This window comes from Phyllobacterium sophorae (genome assembly GCF_003010965.1).
GTDB lineage: Bacteria > Pseudomonadota > Alphaproteobacteria > Rhizobiales > Rhizobiaceae > Phyllobacterium > Phyllobacterium sophorae.
Map to the genome: position 1 here is coordinate 286,700 of NZ_PGGM01000004.1, position 17,879 is coordinate 304,578.

At 53.0% G+C, this 17,879-nt stretch carries 17 protein-coding genes and 1 tRNA gene; 5 read left to right on the forward strand and 13 right to left on the reverse strand.

The window, feature by feature from the left end; all coding sequences use genetic code 11:
• Positions 1–80 precede the first annotated feature (80 nt).
• Positions 81–4,799 carry a glutamate synthase large subunit gene (gltB, locus tag CU103_RS12180; RefSeq protein ID WP_106664184.1) on the reverse strand — a complete coding sequence of 1,573 codons (4,719 nt, stop codon included), beginning with the start codon at positions 4,797–4,799 and terminating at the stop codon, positions 81–83.
• Between the two features lie 431 nt (positions 4,800–5,230).
• Between gltB and CU103_RS12185 the strand changes: the two genes are divergently transcribed.
• The gene (locus CU103_RS12185) at positions 5,231–6,277 is read left to right on the forward strand and encodes a threonine aldolase family protein (protein ID WP_106664185.1); all 1,047 of its coding nucleotides are present in this window, start codon (positions 5,231–5,233) and stop codon (positions 6,275–6,277) included.
• 49 nt (positions 6,278–6,326) lie between these two features.
• On the opposite strand, the gene CU103_RS12190 is transcribed toward CU103_RS12185, so the two are convergent.
• Positions 6,327–6,797, reverse strand: a complete 471-nt coding sequence (locus tag CU103_RS12190) for an Hsp20 family protein (protein ID WP_106664186.1) — start codon at positions 6,795–6,797, stop codon at positions 6,327–6,329.
• Between the two features lie 299 nt (positions 6,798–7,096).
• On the opposite strand from CU103_RS12190, the gene CU103_RS12195 reads away from it, so the two are divergent.
• Both CU103_RS12195 and CU103_RS12200 read left to right on the forward strand, forming a co-directional pair.
• Positions 7,097–7,534: an antifreeze protein gene (locus CU103_RS12195; RefSeq protein ID WP_106664187.1), complete on the forward strand. Its 438-nt coding sequence runs from the start codon at positions 7,097–7,099 to the stop codon at positions 7,532–7,534.
• Between the two features lie 190 nt (positions 7,535–7,724).
• Complete coding sequence (locus tag CU103_RS12200; RefSeq protein ID WP_106664188.1) at positions 7,725–8,696, forward strand: alpha/beta fold hydrolase; 972 nt, start codon at positions 7,725–7,727, stop codon at positions 8,694–8,696.
• Here the strand turns inward: CU103_RS12200 and hisN are convergent.
• On the reverse strand, positions 8,686–9,459 hold the full coding sequence (hisN, locus tag CU103_RS12205) for a histidinol-phosphatase (protein ID WP_106664189.1): 774 nt from the start codon (positions 9,457–9,459) through the stop codon (positions 8,686–8,688). The two genes, CU103_RS12200 and hisN, sit on opposite strands and share 11 nt — an antisense overlap.
• A 250-nt stretch (positions 9,460–9,709) precedes the next feature.
• Positions 9,710–10,600, reverse strand: coding sequence for an N-formylglutamate amidohydrolase (locus tag CU103_RS12210; protein ID WP_106664190.1), 891 nt, complete (start codon positions 10,598–10,600; stop codon positions 9,710–9,712).
• Between the two features lie 288 nt (positions 10,601–10,888).
• Here CU103_RS12210 and cpdR point away from each other — a divergent pair, with 288 nt between their 5' ends.
• Positions 10,889–11,251: a cell cycle two-component system response regulator CpdR gene (gene cpdR / locus CU103_RS12215; protein ID WP_027229490.1), complete on the forward strand. Its 363-nt coding sequence runs from the start codon at positions 10,889–10,891 to the stop codon at positions 11,249–11,251.
• A gap of 102 nt (positions 11,252–11,353) precedes the next feature.
• Positions 11,354–11,428, forward strand: a tRNA-Val gene (locus CU103_RS12220).
• A 407-nt stretch (positions 11,429–11,835) separates the two neighbouring features.
• On the opposite strand, the gene CU103_RS12230 is transcribed toward CU103_RS12220, so the two are convergent.
• The 9 genes from CU103_RS12230 to CU103_RS32030 form a co-directional block, all read right to left on the reverse strand.
• Entirely contained in the window at positions 11,836–12,183 is a 348-nt protein-coding gene (locus CU103_RS12230) for a hypothetical protein (protein ID WP_106664192.1), read from the reverse strand.
• Between the two features lie 165 nt (positions 12,184–12,348).
• A complete protein-coding gene (locus CU103_RS12240; protein ID WP_106664194.1) occupies positions 12,349–13,131 on the reverse strand; it encodes a glycoside hydrolase family 19 protein in 783 nt (260 codons plus the stop codon).
• A 98-nt stretch (positions 13,132–13,229) separates the two neighbouring features.
• On the reverse strand, positions 13,230–13,472 hold the full coding sequence (locus tag CU103_RS12245; RefSeq protein ID WP_106664195.1) for a hypothetical protein: 243 nt from the start codon (positions 13,470–13,472) through the stop codon (positions 13,230–13,232).
• Complete coding sequence (locus CU103_RS31060; protein ID WP_146147785.1) at positions 13,472–14,620, reverse strand: hypothetical protein; 1,149 nt, start codon at positions 14,618–14,620, stop codon at positions 13,472–13,474. Before CU103_RS31060 ends, CU103_RS12245 begins: the two co-directional genes overlap by 1 nt.
• Position 14,621: 1 nt before the next feature.
• Positions 14,622–14,993, reverse strand: a complete 372-nt coding sequence (locus CU103_RS12250; protein WP_210203753.1) for a hypothetical protein — start codon at positions 14,991–14,993, stop codon at positions 14,622–14,624.
• A 56-nt stretch (positions 14,994–15,049) separates the two neighbouring features.
• Entirely contained in the window at positions 15,050–15,232 is a 183-nt protein-coding gene (locus CU103_RS12255) for a hypothetical protein (protein WP_106664196.1), read from the reverse strand.
• 12 nt (positions 15,233–15,244) lie between these two features.
• Positions 15,245–16,456: a hypothetical protein gene (locus CU103_RS31065; RefSeq protein ID WP_146147786.1), complete on the reverse strand. Its 1,212-nt coding sequence runs from the start codon at positions 16,454–16,456 to the stop codon at positions 15,245–15,247.
• A 14-nt stretch (positions 16,457–16,470) separates the two neighbouring features.
• Positions 16,471–17,214 carry a hypothetical protein gene (locus CU103_RS12260; RefSeq protein WP_106664197.1) on the reverse strand — a complete coding sequence of 248 codons (744 nt, stop codon included), beginning with the start codon at positions 17,212–17,214 and terminating at the stop codon, positions 16,471–16,473.
• A complete protein-coding gene (locus tag CU103_RS32030) occupies positions 17,214–17,879 on the reverse strand; it encodes a hypothetical protein (protein ID WP_245448744.1) in 666 nt (221 codons plus the stop codon). Before CU103_RS32030 ends, CU103_RS12260 begins: the two co-directional genes overlap by 1 nt.

Consider the following 17,879-nt stretch of genomic DNA (forward strand, 5'->3'; position numbering starts at 1 on the left):
ATTCCCGCACGGGGCTTTGGGCAGCATTGGACCCCATGCCGAGCATCATGACGACGCTCGAAGCATGGAGCGCGTTGACCTTATTCGGCTGCGACTCCCATCCGCATACGCTCCATATCCTCGAGCGCGCGGCGATATTCGACCGGCATGACTTTCACGAATTTGGGGCGGAAACTTTCCCAATTGTCGAGAATTTCCTTGGCCCGGCCCGAACCCGTATAATGCATGTGGTTCGAAATGAGCTGCACAAGACGCTCTTCGTCATGCCGCGTCATATTGGCGGACACGTCGACACGTCCCTTGTGCGCCAGGTCGCCACCGTGATGGTGCAGCTTTTCAAGGATGTCGTCCTCTTCGGGCACTGGTTCGAGCTCGACCATCGCCATGTTGCAACGCTGGGCGAAATCGCCAGCCTCATCAAGCACATAGGCGACACCACCGGACATGCCGGCCGCGAAATTGCGGCCGGTCTGGCCGATGACGACAACAACACCGCCGGTCATGTACTCGCAACCATGGTCACCCGTGCCTTCAACCACCGCGATGGCACCAGAGTTGCGAACGGCAAAACGTTCACCGGCCACACCACGGAAATAGGCTTCGCCCTCGATCGCCCCGTAAAGTACCGTATTGCCGACGATGATCGAATCTTCCGGCACGATCTTCGTCTCTTCCGGCGGGCGAATCACGATGCGACCGCCACAAAGGCCCTTGCCGACATAGTCGTTACCATCCCCGATCAGTTCGAACGAGATACCGCGCGCCAGGAAGGCACCGAAGGACTGCCCGGCCGTTCCATTGAACTTGACCGAGATCGTATCCTCTTTCAGGCCCTTATGCCGATAGCGCTTGGCAACTTCACCCGATAGCATTGCACCGGCGGAGCGGTCGACATTCTTGATATCCATCTCGATCTTGACCGGAATCTTGCTTTCAAGCGCAGTCTTGGCCTGCTCGATCAGCTTGCGGTCGAGAATATCGATGATCGGATGGTTCTGCCTTTCAGTCCAGCGGGTCTTTTCCTCGGGCGCTTCCGGCTTATGGAAGATGCGGGTGAAGTCGAGACCCTTGGCCTTCCAATGGTCGATCATCTCACGCTTCTCGAGCAGTTCCGTCTTGCCGACGATCTGTTCGAGCTTTGTGTAACCCATTTCGGCCAGGAATTGCCGCACCTCTTCCGCCATATAGAAGAAGAAGTTGATGACGTGTTCCGGCGTGCCCTTGAAGCGCTTGCGCAGGACAGGATCCTGTGTTGCGACGCCGACGGGGCAGGTGTTGAGATGACACTTGCGCATCATGATGCAACCGGCGGCAATCAGCGGTGCGGTGGAGAAACCGAACTCGTCGGCCCCAAGCAGCGCGCCGATGATGACATCGCGGCCAGTCCGCAAGCCGCCATCGACCTGTAGCGCGACGCGCGAACGCAGTCCGTTGAGCACAAGCGTTTGCTGCGTTTCCGCAAGGCCCATTTCCCACGGGCTGCCGGCATGCTTGAGCGACGTCAGCGGCGACGCGCCTGTTCCGCCATCATATCCGGAGATAGTGATGTGATCGGCGCGCGCCTTGGCAACGCCGGCGGCAACGGTACCGACACCGACTTCCGAGACAAGCTTCACCGAGACATCGGCCTCAGGATTGACGTTCTTCAGATCGTAGATGAGCTGCGCCAGGTCCTCGATGGAGTAGATATCGTGGTGCGGCGGCGGCGAGATGAGGCCGACGCCGGGCGTCGAGTGACGGGTCTTGGCGACCGTTGCATCCACCTTGTGACCGGGCAGCTGACCGCCTTCGCCGGGCTTGGCACCCTGCGCAACCTTGATCTGCATCATGTCGGAGTTGACAAGATATTCCGTCGTCACGCCGAAACGGCCGGACGCTACCTGCTTGATCGCCGACCGCTCAGGATTCGGCTTGCCATCCGGCAGCGGATAGAAGCGATCCGGCTCCTCGCCACCTTCGCCTGTGTTCGACTTGCCGCCGATCCGGTTCATGGCGACGGCCAGCGTTGTATGCGCCTCGCGGCTGATGGAGCCGAACGACATCGCGCCTGTCGAGAACCGCTTGACGATTTCCTTGGCAGGCTCGACCTCATCGATCGAAACCGGCTTGCGCCCCATATCCGGGGCCAACTTGATGTTGAACAGACCTCGAATGGTCTTGGCGCGGGCCGACTGGCTATTCACCATGTCGGAATATTCCTTGAACGTGCTTGGAGAATCCGTCCGCACCGCATGCTGCAGTTTCGCAACGGCATCCGGCGACCAGAGATGCGCTTCGCCGCGCATGCGGTAAGCATATTCACCGCCAACTTCGAGTGTCGTGGCAAGGACCGGATCATTGCTGAAGGCGTCCCGGTGCCGGCGAACCGTCTCTTCCGCGACTTCCTCAAGACCAACGCCTTCGATCGTCGTCGCAGTACCGAAGAAGAACCGGTCAACGAACGCCGACTTCAAGCCGACTGCATCGAAAATCTGCGCGCCGCAATAGGACTGATAAGTGGAAATGCCCATTTTGGACATGACCTTCAGGATTCCCTTGCCGATCGACTTCATGTAGCGCGACACGACTTCTTTCGAGTCTACTTCCGGTGGAAATTCACCGCGCTTGTGCATGTCGAGCAGGGTATCGAAGGCGAGATAGGGGTTGATCGCTTCGGCGCCATAACCGGCGAGGCAGCAGAAATGATGCACTTCACGCGGCTCACCCGATTCGACCACGAGTCCCACCGACGTACGCAGACCCTTGCGGATCAAATGATGGTGGACCGCAGCCGTCGCGAGAAGAGCCGGGATCGGAATCCGATCCGGACCGACCTGACGATCCGAAAGGATGATAATGTTGTAGCCGCCGTGCACCGCCGCTTCCGCACGGTCGCACAGTCGTTCGACCGCACCGGCCATGCCCGCCGCGCCTTCGTCGACGTTATAGGCCGTATCCAGCGTCTTTGTATCGAACCGGTCTTCCGTGTGGCCAATGGACCTGATCTTTTCCAGATCGCCATTGGTGAGGATCGGCTGGCGCACTTCCAGCCGCTTGCGACGGGACGAGCCCACCAGGTCGAAAATGTTCGGGCGCGGACCGATGAACGACACAAGGCTCATCACCAGTTCCTCGCGGATCGGATCGATCGGCGGGTTGGTGACCTGCGCGAAGTTCTGCTTGAAATAGGTGTAAAGCAGCTTCGACTTGTCCGACATCGCCGAGATCGGCGTATCGGTGCCCATCGAACCAATGGCTTCCTGACCCGTCGTTGCCATCGGCGACATCAGCAGGCGCGTGTCTTCCTGCGTGTAACCAAACGCCTGCTGGCGGTCGAGAAGGCTCACATCCTTACGCAGAGCACGCGGCTCCACCGGATTCAATTCTTCCAGGATCAGCTGCGTGTTCTTCAGCCACTGCTTGTAGGGGTGACGGTTGGCAATCTCGGACTTGATCGTGTCATCAGAAACAATCTCGCCCTTTTCCATGTCGATCAACAGCATTCGGCCGGGCTGGAGCCGCCACTTCTTGACGATCTTCGCTTCGGGTACGGGCAGCACGCCAGCTTCCGATGCCATAATGACGAAATCGTCGTCGGTGACAATGTAACGTGCCGGGCGCAGACCGTTGCGGTCAAGGGTCGCGCCGATCTGGCGGCCGTCAGTAAATGCAACCGCTGCCGGACCATCCCACGGCTCCATGAGCGCGGCGTGATATTCATAGAACGCCTTGCGATCATCGGCCATGAGCTTGTTGCCGGACCATGCTTCCGGGATAAGCATCATCATCGAATGGGCGAGCGAATATCCACCCTGAAACAGGAATTCCAACGCATTGTCGAAACATGCGGTATCCGATTGGCCTTCATAGGAAATCGGCCAGAGCTTCGAGATGTCGTTGCCGAAATATTCGCTATCGACCGAAGCCTGACGCGCGGCCATCCAGTTGACGTTGCCCCGCAGCGTGTTGATTTCACCGTTATGTGCGACCATACGATAAGGATGCGCGAGCTTCCATGACGGGAAGGTGTTGGTCGAGAAGCGCTGATGCACGAGCGCGACTGCGCTCTCGAAACGCGGATCCTTCAGATCTTTGTAATAGGCGCCGACCTGGTAGGCGAGAAACATGCCCTTGTAGACAATTGTCCGCGCAGACATGGAAACGACGTAGAAGTCGCTCTCCTTGCCGCCGTTCTCCTGGTAGATGCGGTTCGAGATCACCTTGCGCAAGACAAAGAGCCTGCCTTCGAAATCCTCGTTTGTTTCAATGTTGGGATTGCGCCCGATGAACACCTGCCGGTGCACCGGTTCCGTTGCCGCGATATGCGGCGCCTTTGACAGTGATGAGTTGTCGACGGGAACATCCCGGAAACCAATCAGCGACTGACCTTCCGAAGCGATCACTTCGGAAATAACCGTTTCGATATGAGCCCGTTCGTCGGCGTCCTGCGGCATGAAAAGGTAGCCAACGGCATAATGGTTGACGGGGGGAAGCTCGACACCCTTTTCAGCCCATTCCGCACGGAAAAAGCTGTCGGGAATCTGCACGAGCATACCCGCACCATCGCCCATCAGCGGATCGGCGCCGACAGCACCGCGATGCGTCAGGTTTTCGAGCATGAACAGCCCGTCTTCGATGATCTTGTGCGACTTGACGCCCTTCATATGCGCGACAAAACCGACACCGCAGGCGTCATGCTCGTTGCGCGGGTCATACAGGCCTTGTCGAACTGGAATGCCAGACGATTTATTGGTTTTGACCGCACGAGTCTGCACGGCCTGAGCGAGTTCAGTCGTTACAGATGGCGTCAAATCCGACATCGTCAATTCCTCCAGTAGAGCCCGTCGCGGGCGGTCAGTTTCATGGGACGGAATAGCATAATTCCAGTCCGGCTTTGGTGCGGCATATCTTCCGATTGCAGATTGCGGTCACCATTATAAGGACGGAAGCAGCTTTGCTCACCATCCTTGTTTTAAGTTCGCGCAAATTAGGACAGCATTGCTGTCTTATTGTCGTATGCCAGAATAATTCCAAACAAACAAGATGGAAAAGCAAAAAATATCCGCATCAGGCGAAATATCATTGCGCAAAACGTACCAAAAGTATCCCTTAAGTTTCGAAACAGGAGGTTTCCGCTAAAAATACAAAGAAAAACAGACGGTTCCACATGAGAAGGTTTTCGAGTTCCCTTTTCACCTCCAGGCTAAAGGCGTATGGCTTTCGACGTCAATTCGAACCTCGAGGTCATTCCGTGCATTTTGCGTCCGATAATTGGGCCGGAGCCCACCCGAAGATTGCAGAGAATCTGAGCAGACACGCGAGTGGCTTTGCTAGCGCCTATGGCACGAGCACTCTCGATAAAGCTTTGGAGCAGACGTTTAACGAGATTTTCGAACGGGAAGTCGCGGTTTTCTTCGTGGGGACCGGCACTGCCGCCAATTCACTGGCGCAAGCAAGCATCGCCAGGCCCGGTGGTGTAACGCTCGCCCATCGCGGCGCCCATATCATTGAAGACGAGGGCGGTGCACCCGAATTCCTCACCGGCGCGCGTCTCCAAGCGGTCGACGGCCCGATCGGCCGCATGAACATCGACAATCTCGAGGCCGCCGTCAAAGGCTTCAGGTCTGGCGATGTGCATGCAGGACGGCCGATGGGGGTTTCGATAACCCAATCGACTGAAATAGGCACGCTCTACGAACTCGGCGAAATCGCCGCTGTTGCAGCGCTGTGCCGAAAAAACGGACTGCCGCTTCACATGGATGGCGCACGTTTTGCCAATGCTCTCGTGTCTCTTGGATGCTCACCAGCGGACATGACATGGCGCCAGGGTGTCGACATTCTCTCTTTTGGCGGAACCAAGAATGGCTGCTGGTGTGCTGAGGCTCTGGTGTTCATGGATCCGGCCAAGGCACAAGATATGCCGTTCATTCGCAAACGCTCTGCTCAGCTCTTTTCGAAATCCAGATTCATCGCCGCCCAGTTCGAAGCTTACTTTGCCGGTGGATTGTGGCTTGATCTGGCCAGGCATGCCAATGCAATGGCGGCGCGCCTTGCCAACCATATCACCGCATCAAGCTCGTTACGGCTGGCGTGGCAGCCACGCGCTAATGAGGTTTTCGCCATTCTGGCAGAAGAAACGGCCGCGGCACTCCATGCGAACAACGCCATCTTCTACGATTGGAAGCCACCGCATTCGGAACGGCACCTCGTCGGCACAAATGAAACGCTCATTCGTCTTGTCACGAGCTATGCCACCTCGGCTGAAGAAATCGATCGCTTTGGCAGACTGATCGCATGAAAAAAGCGGCGCTTTCGCGCCGCCCTTTTCTGACTACCGTGCCAATCGCTTAGTTGGCAGCTTTCGCTTCGATCTGCTTGGCTTCCTTGTCAGACAGGGAAGTGACTGCAATCTTGCGCGGCTTCATTTCTTCCGGAATTTCGCGCTTGAGATCGATATGGAGCAAGCCGTTTTTCAGGCTGGCACCACTGACCTCGACGAAATCGGCAAGATGGAAGCGGCGTTCGAAAGCGCGTGAAGCAATACCGCGGTAAAGCGTTTCGGCATTTTCGTCGGTCTTCTCATTGCTCTTTTCACCAGTCACCTTGAGCTGGTTGCGATGGGCCTCGATCTGGATTTCATCCTCCGAGAACCCGGCAACAGCCATGGTGATCCGGTAGGTGTTCTCGCCGGTCCGCTCGATGTTGTATGGCGGATAGGTCTGCGCACCTTCTGGCTGAGCCAGCGAATCAAGAATGGTAAAAAGCCGATCAAAACCGACGGTTGAACGGTAGAGCGGGGAAAAATCAACGTGACGCATGGTTAAGCCCTCCTTTAGAGCGACAATGTTTGCGTGTTTTGGTTCTGGAAGGACTCCCTTAACTGGCAAGTCCTAGTGAACCAGTGACCCCGGTATGGCGGTCACGGAATTTATTTGGTTAGACAGAACACGTATTTCAAGGGTGTTTTGACGCTAGAAATTTCGCGGGGGGGGTGAGGGCGTCTCAACGCTGTGGATGAACGCAAAATGAACATGATCTTCGGAATACGTTCACCTCGGCGCATCTATAACTGCACTCAAGGTTGGCAACGATCCGACATCACAAAGGACCAAATAAAATGAAGAAAATCGTTCTCGCACTTACCGCCTCGGCGCTTCTCGTCACCGGCTTTGCCTCTTCGGCAATGGCTGACGGTCGCTACTACCGGGAAGGTTCGCCTGCGATTTATATGGAGGACGGCGTTGGTGCTGACGGCTATCTGGTCCAGGACCGTCGCTACTATGAGGATGGTTACCGCGAGGACCGCCGTTATGACCGCCGCGACCGGTTTGGCCCGCGCGACGTGGCCCGCATGCTCGAGCGCCGCGGCTACCGCGTCCGGGATGTCAATTTCGAACGCGGCCGCTATTTCGTAAGAACCTCGCGCCGCGGTGCACCGGTACTGGTCGTTGTATCGCGTCGCGGCGAAATCCTCGAAACCCGCCGCATGGGTGGTGATCGTTACGGCGACAGGCGTCAGAACGGTTTCAGCATCGAAATAAACCCGGCTTACTGAGTACTGCGTTAAAAGGCCGAAATCGTTCCGGGTGTAACGTCCCTTCCGCCCGGAACGTACTGACCGGAGGCTCCCGACAGAGTTTCCGGTCATTCTTTTTGTCAAGAGCTGGTTTGACCTTTGCAGCGGCGCATTTTATCAGAGAGGGACTGATTTCCGGCAAGCGCAAGATGAGGACCAGTCAACTCAAATGATCCGACCGCTTGCTGAAACGGTGTCCAACCCCATTCCTCCCGGTACACGCGTCGATTCGTTGATTCTCACGGACGGCAATGAACTGCGCTTTGCGATTACACCGGCGAGCACCCATCCTGCCCGGGGTACGGTTATCATCCTGCATGGCCGCAATGAGTGCATCGAAAAGTATTTCGAAACAATTTGTGACATCGCGGCTCGCGGCTTTACCGTCGCGACGTTCGACTGGCGTGGCCAAGGTGCCTCCAGCCGCCTCCTGCGCAATCCGGCCAAGGACTTTGTGAAGAGCTTCGATGATTACGCAGCAGATCTTGAGCAACTGTTCGAAGCCGTTCTCCTGCCCGATTGCCGCGCCCCCTATTACATCCTTGCTCATTCCGCGGGTGCGTTGACCGCTCTTCTGGCCGCGCCAGCCCTCTCCAACCGCATCCGCCGCATGGTATTGCTCGCGCCGCTGCTCGACATCACCGGCACCCGTGCCAGAAAGATGGCCGCGAGATTTGCCGCCAACACATTGCGCTCAACCGGTCTCGGCAAGACCTACATGCTCGGCGGGCCTTTCGCGATAAAGCCCTTTGCCGCCAATGAAGTCACCTCGGATGCTCCGCGCTATTCGCGAAATTGCGAAATTCTCCAACAAGCTCCCGAACTTGCCATTGGCGGACCGACAGCAAGCTGGATCGTTGCGGCCGCAGCGGCCATCAAGAAAGTCAGCCGGCCGGACTTCATTGAAACGATCCGAATCCCGATGCTCATTATCGCAGCGGGCATGGATAGCGTGGTGTCCACTCCGGCAATCGAGCGCTATGCGCTGCAACTGCGGAACGCCACATTGCTCACTGTCGATGGTGCCAAACACGAAATCCTGCAGGAAAAGAATTTCTACCGCGAGCAATTCTTCGCCGCCTTCGACGCTTTCATTCCGGGCACTGGAGGTGAAGCTCTGGAAATGGAGCTCAGCGATTGAGCAGATCAAGGGCTTTGGCATGCAGCTCGGGCGTCGCAGCGGCAAGGATACTGCCCGCCCTTTCGGCCGGCCCGCCATCCCACGTCGTGATCATGCCGCCTGCCTTCTCTATAATGGGAATGAGCGCGACGATGTCGTAGGGATGCAATCCGGTTTCAATGACCAGATCGACAAACCCGGCTGCCAGCATGGCATAGGCATAACAATCGGTGCCGTAGCGGGCAAGGCGCACACTTTGCTCGACACGGTCATAGGACGCCCGTTTTTCATCCTTGAACATCGCCGGCGTGGTGGTGAACAGCGTCGCCTCGGAAAGCTGGATGGTCTTGCGCGTTTCAAGACGGCGCACACCACCCGGACCTTCATACCAGGAGGCTTCGCCGTCACACATGAAGAGCTCGTTGGTGAATGGCTGCGCCATCAGCCCCGCCGCCGCATCGCCATTGATGGTCAGGCCGGCCAGCGTGCCCCAGACCGGAATGCCGGAAATGAACGCCCGTGTCCCGTCGATCGGATCGATCACCCACACATGCGAATGATCGAGGTTCTCGCCGCCAAACTCTTCGCCGAGAATACCATGCTCGGGACAAGCAGTGTTAATCAGGCTGCGAATCGCTATTTCAGCCGCCCTGTCAGCTTCGGTGACAGGATCAAACCCCATCTGGTATTTGTTGTCGACCAGGGAAATATTACGGAATCGCGGCAACGTTTGCTCGGCGGCCACACCGGCAATCTGCCTCAAAAAGGAAAGTTCTACGACCAAAATAGCTCCTTGCGATTAAAACGTTCTCATTTGGGTGCCTTGTCGGCTAATTTTTTGCATGATTTTTAGGCATCTTACAAGTATGCACAAAAAATCATACAACTCTCTTGACTTTTGTGCGACGCAGCATAGATTGATACATGGACAGGGCGACCTGTCTATGCCCTCCTTGGGCGTTTCCTCCCTAGACTTGGGCCGCGCTTATGCGCGGTCTTTTTTTGTTCGAAGACGAATGCCCCACCTGTAAGCGTTATTCCGCGGCCAGCGGTGTATCGATGAAATAGAAATCCGGCAGCGAAACGAGATCGGCCAGGAACAACCCGATATCGCGCTGCAGCTGATCAAAGCCCGGCTTCGGCTCATAGCTATGTTCGTTGAGGTAAAGGCCGCGATTCACCTCGATCTGCAGCGCGTGAACGCGTTTTAGCGGCCGGCCGTAATGTTCGGTGATATAGCCGCCGGCATAGGGTTTGTTATGCGCCACAAGGTATCCCATCTCCCGCAGCAGGTGGATCGCTGCATTCGCAAGTTCCGGTGCGCAGCTTGTCCCAAACCGGTCACCAATGATGAAATCGGGCCGCATGCCGCTCTCAGGAAAACGAATACCCGTAGGCATCGAATGGCAATCCACAAGTACGCAGTAGCCAAAGCGCGTACGGGTGGCTGCAAGCACATCCCCGAGCAACGCATGATAGGGCTTGTAGATCGTGTTGATTCGCTCCAGCGCCTCGGCGAGCGGCAGCTTATGCGCGTAGATTTCCTGACCCTCACCGACAAGACGCGGGACGGTGCCAAGTCCACCGGCAACACGCGCCGAGCTGCCATTGGCGTACGACGGTAACGGCTCAAGGAACATCTTGGCGTCAAGCTCGTAAGGTTCCCGGTTCACGTCGAGATAGGCCCGCGGGAAATGCGCAGCCATCAAGGGTGCACCAAGCATGACGGCCGAAGCAAACAATTGGTCAACGAAACAGTCCTCCGAGCGGCGTATCGTTTGCGCATCGAGTTGAGATTGCTGGAGGAACGCCTCTGGATAAGATCGTCCGCTGTGGGGCGAATTGAAAACAAATGGAATGCGCTGATCGGACGGTTGCCGCAATTCGTAGGGCAGATCATCAGGAAAGTCGCGCTCGACGGTCATTATTCACTTCAAAGTTTGCTGCGGGACAGGCGGACGATATATCCTTCACTCTAGTGCAAGTTTACCGCAGATGGAATTGACCAAGAGTGATATGCAACTATCTTTCTGATGTACGTCAGCTACTTCCACCGCAGGTACCATATCACCTGCGGAGCACCTCGACTTTTACGCTGTTCGCCCTTATTTCTACCAAATCATTCACGCGATCTTTACCAAAAAAGCGTTCTCTGAATATTGATGGGACGCTGGCATGGGGATGATCCGGCGCTAGATAATTCGGACGGACTGATGAAGAGAATCCTTCTTGCAGAAGATGACAATGATATGCGGCGCTTTCTGGTCAAGGCGCTCGAGAAGGCGGGGTATCATGTCACGCATTTCGACAATGGCGCCAGCGCCTATGACCGCTTGCGCGAAGAACCGTTTTCGCTGCTGCTGACTGACATCGTCATGCCGGAAATGGACGGCATCGAGCTTGCTCGCCGTGCATCGGAAATCGATCCGGATCTCAAGATCATGTTCATCACCGGCTTTGCCGCAGTGGCATTGAACTCCGACTCGAAGGCTCCGAAGGACGCAAAGGTGCTTTCCAAGCCATTCCATCTGCGGGATCTCGTCAACGAAATCGAAAAAATGCTGGTCGCGGCGTAAGACAGCTGCGAGTTTCTTTCGTCCTTGCAAAGAAAGCCTGATAACTTCTTCGCAATGCTATTGACGGAGCGGATTCAATATGGTGTATGCGCCCGGTCAGATGGGCGTGTAGCTCAGCGGGAGAGCACTACGTTGACATCGTAGGGGTCACAGGTTCAATCCCTGTCACGCCCACCATCTGTTTATTTGCTTCAGGCTCCCGAATCTTCAAGGGAAACGCCTCAGAAGTCAATCCAAAATTTGGACAACAAAAAAGGCCAACTGACCAAAGGAAGAATTTCCCTTAAGTCAGGTTGACCCTGTAGCTTTGTTTCTTGCTGTTTATTTTATCAGACCGGCTAGCTTGTCCCAAAAGCTCCAGACCGTCAGGATACCCCCAATGACTGCCCACAACCAAAACGATTTTAGATAGGCTGTAATGTAGGTGTAGGATTGTTCCCTCTCTATCATGTCTCGTAGAGTCTCGTAGTCTTTGCGAGGTATCTTAACCTCAATAATTTCGTCTTGCTTGTTGTCGTCTCCAGGCACTCTAATTATTCCTATTACTAAAATTTACTTTTTTGTGAATCGCCCTACTATGGTGTCTAAGAAGTATCCCCTAGGACAATCATGTAGATTTGGGTAAGTTCTGGGCCTAGCGGGTCTGTGATTCCCCACGATAAGATTTTATCCCAGATTATAAGTTTCGCGTTATAGAGAACGAAAGGGAAAGCAAAGCCGAAGCGAATCCATCGTTCAACAGGACTGGACTGAGCCGCCAATATACTCGACTTGCGAGATTCGAGTAGAGTGATACGCTCATCAGCGGCAATACGTTCTTTATCATTAGCTGCATCTAACTTACTTTGATATGCCTCTTTGAGGTCGTTGGAGATAGCTGTAAGTGAACCGGTGAATAAGACACCAATGAGCTTACTTATTGCCGTCAACATCGACAGGCACCTTCTTGTTAGGAATCAACCACGTGAGGAATGAGGTTACTAAAGTGACAACCACAGCAGCCTCAGTTTCTCCAATTGGAAGCTGCACCCCATACTTTGCATTGATTAAATAAATTACGCCCATTACTAAGGGCACAAAGGCTTTGTTATACTTCGTCATGTCGTTACACTTTTTCCTAGAAATATATTTATGAGCTTGGCAAGGAAGGTTATGAACCCACTTGCATCCAGCTTGCTAATCTCTTCTTCGAAGGCAGAGTCAGAAACGATATCCTCTTTAGGGAGTATCTTCGCGATAGGGCTTTCAATAAGCTCCCCTACTGGCTTTCCATCATAACCAGCCGCCTTCAGTGCAGCTTCGAAACGAAGAGCATAGTTGGAAATACCCTTGGCTTTATCCGTACCGTTGATGATACGACGACCACCCTCAAACTCACGTCCGTCCTCAACGTCAGACTCATCAATTGTGTCAATGAAGTCGTCGAGCTTCTTCCCCGTGAACCAACCGAACTCCATTCCAGCAAAGAGGATTTGAGAGGCGTATTCCGGCTCCATAACCTTTTCAGGATGGGTAACGAAATCGATACCGAGGAGCTTGGAAGCCTTTGCGTAGTTCGATTTCCCAGTAAGCTGAACGTAGCCACGACCACAGTATTTAGCACCGTCACCGGGGGCCAGGTTACCGAGTTCCTTAGCCTTCTCAGGACGAGAACCATTGATGTCGTACATCTTAGTGAAGTATTTGGTATCTCCGTACTCACGGATTGGCTGCATAGTGAACGCAGTCTCGTGCCATGTCGTAGCGAGAATATAGGCTAGATGGTTACGAGGAACCTCACTGTTCAATCCATACGAAATAAGAAAATCAAATCCACGGACGTTAGCATTGGTGAGTTTCAATTTACTACGGATTGCATCATAAAACCTGCTTAGGTCCATAATAGCTCCTTAAAATATTCTTTTAAATATATCTGGCACTTTAATAGCGTGACGCCATGCGTTGAAAAACCAACAGCATTAGAGGTTGTCGCCCACCTTTATATTAGTGCCCTTGCTGCCTGTGCCGCATCAATCATAGCCTGTGTCCAGATTAGAGAAGCAAGTGATTTAATTTTCTGTGTTTCGTTAGTGATATCATCACCGGGAGTAATAACTCTACGATGATAATTCTTTGCAATCTCTACACCATCTTCATAGACTATGTTGGCCATACGAATTTCGAAATGTCCTGTAGCACGAATGGTGATTGCATCGAATGTAGTCTGTTTTGTATAAGCCATTAGTTACTCGCCAAATAAGTTGCTGTGATAATCAAGTCTGTAGTATTGGTAAAGTCTGTGTTAGTACAAGTAGTAACAGTACCAGCAGCACGAATAACCAAACTCAATGAGGTAGAATTTTGTACCAAATATCCAGAAGGATTAAGGGTAGCAGCACCACCAGCCCAGTAAGTAACATTGGCAGCATAAAGAGTAGCAGCCGGGCTGTTAGACACTGTAAATGGTAGTCCTGAGATACTTGTTGCACCGGTAGAACTTCCTTTATTACTCAAAGTTACACGCAGTCCAACAGTAACTAATCTGCCAATCTTGATATAACTTCCTGTTCTTGAGTTATAGGTTATGCCTACAGAGGCACCACCGAAAGCAAGAGTTGGTGTCCAAGTTCCCTCTTCATAATCATCAAGAGTATTGACGTCTGTCGAAGGAATTTGAGTAGCAGGAAAAGCTATCTGACCACCATCAACCGACAGTAGTGATGTTACACCAACTGTTCCGGTATTACGGAGAATGTAGAATGGAGCATCAATGAATGTCCCTGCATCATTTGAACGAGTGATAACATAGTTGGAACCAGCGTTTGAACCACTCTCTGCAATACTGTTCGCAAGAACACTCCAACGGTCTACGCCCCCAGTCTGGAAAATTAACTGGCGATTTGTACCAGCGGCACCTGACCTCTTCAGGTCACCAGATAATGTACCACCAGCAAGTGGTAGGTATGTTGAAGCTGCTGTAGCAGCGGTAATAAGGTCAGAACCCCCCACTGACGGAGCAGTCTCAAAGGCGACCTTACCGGTTGAACGGGTGATGTAGAACGGAGTACCTAGGAACGAACCGGCATCAGAGTATCGCCAGATGGCGAAACCCGAACCAGCATTGGCACCAGACTCTGTTACGTTATCCGAGGCTACGAGCCAACGAGGAGAGGTAGCAGTAGCGTATGTAAGAAACTTACTGGTATTGACCGGACCATTAATAGTTGCAGTACCAGTCGTGATGTCGGTAGCTGTGAGGTTGGTAGTAGAGAAGTCTCCAACCGTCAGCGCACTCAGTGTATCAACAGCTACAGGGGTATTACCTTCTTCTACAACAACACGAGCACCGGAGGAGGCAGTAGGTTTATGTTGTATATCTTGAATTGGCATATTACTTCCTAATTAAAAAGTCCTCATCGTCAATATCTACGACAGGGGTAATATCAACCAGCGGCTTAGGTAGTGAGCCATGAGCATCTTCCTTTGCCATCTGCTGTAGTTGCATTATCTGTAGGTTCTGGTTGACTTCGTTAGCCTTAACCATCTCATTCCGGAAAGACTCGATAGCTGCACCCTGTTGTCGGCTCTGTTGAGCGTTCTCAATGAGCAACGTTGGGAGCCAAGCGACAGCACAGCCCCAATGGTCAACTGGCTCTCCAGTGTTGGGATTAGTACCCCGTATCTGAGTGAACCAATTGCACTTCAAACCAAGACAATCGCCTTTGATTAGAGGACAGAAATCACCGGGTTTTAATTCTTTCATTATAAATAGCCTTATAAATATTTTTAAAATGTATGGGGCATTCGCGCCCCACTGTGTTACTTACTTAGTTCTGCAATCTGTGCATCCACTTTGGCAATCTGGGCCTCATGGTAAGCCTTCTCACTAGCCTTAAGTTCAGCACTATCCCACTGACGAGACAGGCTTTCCTCCTTGAAGGCAATCATATGGGCTTTTTGTGCCTGTAGATTACTGATTTCAGCTTTAATTACTTCCGACATAACAACTCCTTGTTAGTTTTTCTGAGCCACAATAAAGTCCACATAGGCCACAGCGAAATCCATTGCCGTACCAGTGAAGGTATGACCGTGGGTATCCATAGTTAGAGAGTGGGTGTGGCTTCCACCCGTACCAGCAGCACCAGAAGTGACCGAGAACGAGTGAGTGTGGTTAGTACTAATACCACTCGTAGTACCAGAGTAGGTGTGGGCATGGTCGCCAGCAGCGTTTGTATTAAAGCCAGCAACGAAACCATCGTTCGTCTTATATTCGACACCGGTAGAGCCACTACCACCGGCAGTAACAAGGTTCTGAGTGTTTGAGTGAGCGTGACTACCATTAGTGGAAGTAGTACCAGAGTAGTTATGAGAATGGTCAGCACTGACTGTACCCGTTGTACCAGAGACAGCGTGAGTATGGCTCGGAATCTGAGCAGTCGTCAGGGTCGTTGCACCAACCGTACCAGTCACCACAACGTTATTGAGAGTACCAGCAGGTGTACGCGAGGCAAACACGGTCGTGAAGGCTGTTGAACCACCCGTGGACACGGAACCAGAAACAAGACGAAGAGCCTTATTGTTGTGCGTGGTGTCTTTCGTCCAACCTGGAGGGGCATTCGTCTGTTGGAAAAGCATCCGAGTACCAGCGGGCAAATAAGCCCACGCACCTACGAATTCCGTTGCTGTGATAGTTCCAGATGCCGTGATATCCGTAAACCCGGTATAAGCACCTGAGATAGACGCGTTAGGGACAATACCCGTCAAATCGCCAGCGGCAGCACGGTTATACCCAGTGACTATCCAACCACCAGTGCCAGAGGCAGCGGTACTCGAATATACGAGGGTATAAATCCCACCAGAGCAGATGTCGTTCGCAACTAGGGCGGTATCACCACTAGAAGTCAGGCGTCTGAGTGACTTAGCACCAAGAAGGTTGATGTTTATCGTGGCAGCTACGTCATTGTTGATGTGTGCCTTAAAGCTGACCACTCGACCATCAGTCAGTGTGGTGAACGAAGAGGAAGCGGTTAGGTTGTATGCCGATGCCGTACCAGTACTTGTGTTCGAACCGGAGATATCGTTGAGAAGTTGTTTTACACGAGTCATCATCTGGCGAGCAGAGTTATTGACTGTGCTAGGAAGCTGACCTTCCACCCAGTTGATGTCACCATCAGCAGTATCGTTGTTGGACGGAGTTAAGCTCCAGTCCCAAATGCTACCAGCCATATGTGGCTCCTAAATTAAATATTGAATGAAAATGGATTTGGTTGTTGTTTCTGACGACCTTGCTGAAATGCAGCAATTTGCTCTTGCAGACTCGGACCCTGTGCAGCACTTTGCATAGGAGCCATTTCAGGGGCTTCCATAGCAGCCTCACCTAGCGAGGAGAGTGCGTTTAGAATACCACCTTCAGTGCTCGTCTTTCCGTTATCGCCAGTTGTCTGCTTACCCTTAAGTAACCTCATCAAACCTTTCGGCTCTTCAGGCGCTTCAGGAGAAGCTTGTGCAACTTGTGCAGGAGCTTGTGGTGTATCACCCGTCGGATTAGGTGGTGGAGTGGCACCATTATAAGCAGCGGACAGCCAAGGGGCAGCGTTAGTACCCTTCCCTCCAGCACCCCATACTCCGGGGTTACCACCACCAATGTGCATACTCCCCGGCTGCATATAACCTTCACCAGCACCAAAACCAGTAATACCGGCTCGTTTGCCCTGGCGGACTATTTCTTCGAAGATGGGACGGTCTTCAGGATTGTTCCAATCAAGCTTCCGGTCACCTTTGTAAAAGAATGCGTCTGCTGCATTGCCATGGTCATGACGATGTGAACCAACACGGTTAGGCCCCTCACCCTCTTGACCTCCTGAGAAGACCTCCATAGTCAAGCCCAAGTCCTTGAGGTACTGCAACTGCTTTGCAAGGGATGGATTTATGGGTTGATTGCGTGTCGCACCTTGGTTTGCGTAACGGATGTAGTCATAGGCCATTATACAAAGCCCTTTTGTTTCTTTTTCGATTGGATGTATTGGTTGACGTATTGTGCCAAGGCAGGACTAGACTGATTAGCCGATTGCATAGGAGTTAATTGAGGAGCTTCCTGAGTAGGAGTAAGTTTTTGTAGGGCACTAAAGATACCACCTGTCGTACTCGTCTCTTCTTCTACTGGTTCTTCCTCTTTGTCCTTCCCGTAGGCAAGTGCCATAACAATACCGGGCACATTCAGCTTGCGGGGAGCAGGAGCATTTCCACCACTACCACCAGAACTAGAACTAGATGGATTGCCTAAAGCGGCATTGAACTTCTGTTCGTACTCTCCGACCGAGGTACCTAGAGAGTCTTTTCTGTTGAGTTTACCTACAGACCCATCACCACCTAGCCAAGCTTGAGCAGCCTTACCGGGGTCACCATACCTATTGACATAACCTCCGAACTGGTTGTCGAAGATGGCGTCTTGGATAGCAGGGTTGGTCAAAAACTCTTCGGTAGATACACGACGACCCAGAGCCTTTTCGCTCCAAGGGCCAATATTGGCTTCCATGATTTGATAGCGGCCTAAGGCTCTACCCATCTTGGGGTGCGTAGGCCCAATGGCCTTATAGTCGCCACTGCCAGCACTCTCTATAGAAGCGATAGCGTCTCTATATTGTTGCAT

Excerpts from the sequence above, each read along its gene's own strand:
- CU103_RS32030 (WP_245448744.1), bottom strand. The coding sequence starts at position 17,879 with ATGCAACAATATAGAGACGCTATCGCTTCTATAGAGAGTGCTGGCAGT.
- CU103_RS12190 (WP_106664186.1), bottom strand. The coding sequence starts at position 6,797 with ATGCGTCACGTTGATTTTTCCCCGCTCTACCGTTCAACCGTCGGTTTT.
- CU103_RS12255 (WP_106664196.1), bottom strand. The coding sequence starts at position 15,232 with ATGTCGGAAGTAATTAAAGCTGAAATCAGTAATCTACAGGCACAAAAA.
- CU103_RS12230 (WP_106664192.1), bottom strand. The coding sequence starts at position 12,183 with ATGTTGACGGCAATAAGTAAGCTCATTGGTGTCTTATTCACCGGTTCA.
- CU103_RS12240 (WP_106664194.1), bottom strand. The coding sequence starts at position 13,131 with ATGGACCTAAGCAGGTTTTATGATGCAATCCGTAGTAAATTGAAACTC.
- CU103_RS12200 (WP_106664188.1), top strand. The coding sequence starts at position 7,725 with ATGATCCGACCGCTTGCTGAAACGGTGTCCAACCCCATTCCTCCCGGT.
- CU103_RS12195 (WP_106664187.1), top strand. The coding sequence starts at position 7,097 with ATGAAGAAAATCGTTCTCGCACTTACCGCCTCGGCGCTTCTCGTCACC.
- cpdR (WP_027229490.1), top strand. The coding sequence starts at position 10,889 with ATGAAGAGAATCCTTCTTGCAGAAGATGACAATGATATGCGGCGCTTT.
- CU103_RS12210 (WP_106664190.1), bottom strand. The coding sequence starts at position 10,600 with ATGACCGTCGAGCGCGACTTTCCTGATGATCTGCCCTACGAATTGCGG.
- CU103_RS31065 (WP_146147786.1), bottom strand. The coding sequence starts at position 16,456 with ATGGCTGGTAGCATTTGGGACTGGAGCTTAACTCCGTCCAACAACGAT.
- CU103_RS31060 (WP_146147785.1), bottom strand. The coding sequence starts at position 14,620 with ATGCCAATTCAAGATATACAACATAAACCTACTGCCTCCTCCGGTGCT.
- gltB (WP_106664184.1), bottom strand. The coding sequence starts at position 4,799 with ATGTCGGATTTGACGCCATCTGTAACGACTGAACTCGCTCAGGCCGTG.
- CU103_RS12250 (WP_210203753.1), bottom strand. The coding sequence starts at position 14,993 with ATGAAAGAATTAAAACCCGGTGATTTCTGTCCTCTAATCAAAGGCGAT.
- CU103_RS12245 (WP_106664195.1), bottom strand. The coding sequence starts at position 13,472 with ATGGCTTATACAAAACAGACTACATTCGATGCAATCACCATTCGTGCT.
- CU103_RS12260 (WP_106664197.1), bottom strand. The coding sequence starts at position 17,214 with ATGGCCTATGACTACATCCGTTACGCAAACCAAGGTGCGACACGCAAT.